Origin of the sequence: Kitasatospora sp. NPDC059571, from assembly GCF_042735675.1 — a bacterium.
Lineage (GTDB): Bacteria > Actinomycetota > Actinomycetes > Streptomycetales > Streptomycetaceae > Kitasatospora.
This window is the reverse complement of sequence record NZ_JBHWBW010000611.1, coordinates 875-3994: the sequence shown is the minus strand read 5'-3', so window position 1 is coordinate 3994 and position 3120 is coordinate 875. Positions and strand designations below refer to the sequence as shown.

Genomic DNA, 3120 nt, shown 5'->3' with positions numbered 1-3120 from the left:
GCCCTCCGGCGCCCGCGCGACACCCGGCCGTCTCACCCCCTGAAGCACCGCCCCACACCCCGCCGGGTCGAACTACGGTGGAGACCGCACCACCCGGCATCACCATCACGCAAGGAGATGTGCCCCCGTGGCCGAGCTGTTCTACGAAGACGACGCCGACCTGTCCATCATCCAGGGCCGCAAGGTCGCGGTCATCGGCTACGGCAGCCAGGGCCACGCCCACGCGCTGTCCCTGCGCGACTCGGGCGTGGACGTCCGTGTCGGCCTCCTGGAGGGCTCGAAGTCCCGTGCCAAGGCGGAGGAGGCGGGCCTGCGCGTCACCACCCCGTCCGAGGCCGCGGCCGAGGCCGACGTCATCATGATCCTCGTGCCGGACCCGATCCAGGCCGACGTCTACGAGGAGTCCATCGCGCCGAACCTGAAGGCGGGCGACGCCCTGTTCTTCGGCCACGGCCTGAACATCCGCTTCGGCTTCATCAAGCCCCCGGCGGACGTCGACGTCTGCATGGTCGCCCCGAAGGGCCCGGGCCACCTGGTCCGCCGCCAGTACGAGGAGGGCCGCGGCGTCCCGTGCATCGTGGCCGTCGAGCAGGACGCCACCGGTGGCGCCTTCGACCTGGCCCTGTCGTACGCCAAGGGCATCGGCGGCACCAAGGCCGGCGTCATCAAGACCACCTTCACCGAGGAGACCGAGACCGACCTGTTCGGTGAGCAGGCCGTCCTCTGCGGTGGCACCGCCGCCCTGGTCAAGGCCGGTTTCGAGACCCTGGTCGAGGCCGGCTACCAGCCGGAGATCGCCTACTTCGAGTGCCTGCACGAGCTGAAGCTCATCGTCGACCTCATGTACGAGGGCGGCCTGGAGAAGATGCGCTGGTCGGTCTCCGAGACCGCCGAGTGGGGCGACTACGTCACCGGCCCCCGCATCATCACCGCCGACACCAAGGCCGAGATGAAGAAGGTCCTCGCCGAGATCCAGGACGGCACCTTCGCCAACACCTGGATCGCCGAGTACAAGGCCGGCCTGCCGAAGTACAACGAGTACAAGAACGCCGACGCCGAGCACCTGCTGGAGACCACCGGCAAGAAGCTCCGCAAGCTGATGAGCTGGGTCGACGAGGAGGCGTAAGCGCCTTCGGGGGTTCATCCCCCTTGTACACCGCGGCTGTTCCCGTCCGGGTGATTTCGCCGGAGGGGAGCAGCCCGCCCCACTGCCCGCCGATACACTTCCGAGTGCGCGTCAGGCCCACAGCGTCGTGCGTCTAGCTACGCGGCATGCCACCTTCTCCCCGCTGGTCACGCCACCTACGTCCCGGGGCGAACCGGACAGTTAAGGACACACTGTCGTGAGCAAATCCGTAGTACTCATCGCCGAAGAGCTGTCGCCCGCCACCGTCGACGCCCTCGGTCCCGACTTCGAGATCCGCCACTGCAACGGCGCGGACCGCACCGAGCTGCTGACCGCCATCGCCGACGTGGACGCGATCCTCATCCGCTCCGCCACCAAGGTGGACGCGGAGGCGCTGGCCGCCGCCAAGAAGCTCAAGGTCGTCGCCCGCGCCGGCGTCGGCCTGGACAACGTCGACGTCTCCGCCGCCACCAAGGCCGGCGTGATGGTCGTCAACGCGCCGACCTCCAACATCGTGACCGCCGCCGAGCTCGCCTGCGGCCTGCTCATCTCGGTCGCCCGCAACATCGCGCCGGCCAACACCGCCCTCAAGCAGGGCGAGTGGAAGCGCAACAAGTACACCGGCGTCGAGCTCTCCGAGAAGGTCCTCGGCGTGGTCGGCCTCGGCCGCATCGGCGTCCTGGTCGCCCAGCGGATGTCCGCCTTCGGCATGAAGATCGTGGCGTACGACCCCTACATCCAGGCCGCCCGCGCCGCCCAGATGGGCGTCAAGCTGGTCTCGCTGGAGGAGCTGCTGGAGGTGTCGGACTTCATCACCGTCCACCTCCCGAAGACCCCGGAAACCATCGGCCTGATCGGCGACGAGGCGCTGCACAAGGTCAAGCCGACCGTGCGGATCGTCAACGCCGCCCGCGGCGGCATCGTGGACGAGGCCGCGCTCGCCAGCGCCCTGCGCGACGGCCGGGTGGCCGGCGCCGGCCTGGACGTGTACGCCAAGGAGCCGTGCACCGACTCCCCGCTGTTCGCCTTCGACAACGTGGTCGCCACCCCGCACCTCGGCGCCTCCACCGACGAGGCCCAGGAGAAGGCCGGCATCGCCGTCGCCAAGTCGGTGCGCCTCGCGCTCGCCGGCGAGCTGGTGCCGGACGCGGTCAACGTCCAGGGCGGCGTGATCGCCGAGGACGTCCGCCCGGGCCTGCCGCTCGCCGAGAAGCTCGGCCGGATCTTCACCGCGCTGGCCGGCGAGGTGGCCGTCCGCCTGGACGTCGAGGTCCGCGGCGAGATCACCCAGCACGACGTCAAGGTGCTCGAACTCTCCGCGCTCAAGGGCGTCTTCGAGGACGTCGTGGCCGAGACGGTGTCCTACGTCAACGCCCCGCTGTTCGCGCAGGAGCGCGGCGTCGAGGTCCGCCTGACGACGTCCAGCGAGAGCCCCGAGCACCGCAACGTCATCACCGTGCGCGGCACCCTGGCCGACGGCAGCGAGGTGGCCATCTCCGGCACCCTGTCCGGCCCGAAGCAGACCCAGAAGATCGTGGGCGTGGACGGCTTCGACGTCGACGTGGCGCTCACCGACCACATGGCCTTCTTCACCTACGAGGACCGCCCCGGCGTGGTCGGCACCCTCGGCCGCATCCTCGGCGACGCCGGCATCAACATCGCGGGCATGCAGGTCGCCCGGGACGGCTCCGGCGCGCTCGCCTCGCTGACCGTGGACAGCGAGATCTCGCAGGACGTGCTGAACGCCATCGCCGCGGAGATCGGCGCCAAGTTCGCCCGCGCGGTGAACCTCGGCTGAGCCCGCCTCAGGCCTGTGACCAGGGCCCGGGGGCGCGCGCGGGGGGGGGGCGCGCGCCCGCGCGCGCGCGCCGCCCGCGGCGCTGCAGCCCGGGCCCCACCGCCACAGCCCCCCCCCCCCGCCGGCCGCCCCCCCCCGGATCGTGAACGCGCTCGCCGCGCTCCACCTGGACGGCGGCCCGTGCATCGTGGTCGAC

Annotated in this window: 2 protein-coding genes; both read left to right on the top strand. The window is 71.0% G+C overall.

What is annotated here, in order from left to right:
* Window positions 1-127 precede the first annotated feature (127 nt).
* Window positions 128-1126, top strand: coding sequence for a ketol-acid reductoisomerase (gene ilvC, locus ACFV0G_RS36535; RefSeq protein ID WP_380557221.1), 999 nt, complete (start codon window positions 128-130; stop codon window positions 1124-1126).
* A gap of 217 nt (window positions 1127-1343) precedes the next feature.
* Entirely contained in the window at window positions 1344-2924 is a 1581-nt protein-coding gene (serA, locus tag ACFV0G_RS36530) for a phosphoglycerate dehydrogenase (protein WP_380557219.1), read from the top strand.
* The last annotated feature ends 196 nt before the right edge of the window (window positions 2925-3120 follow it).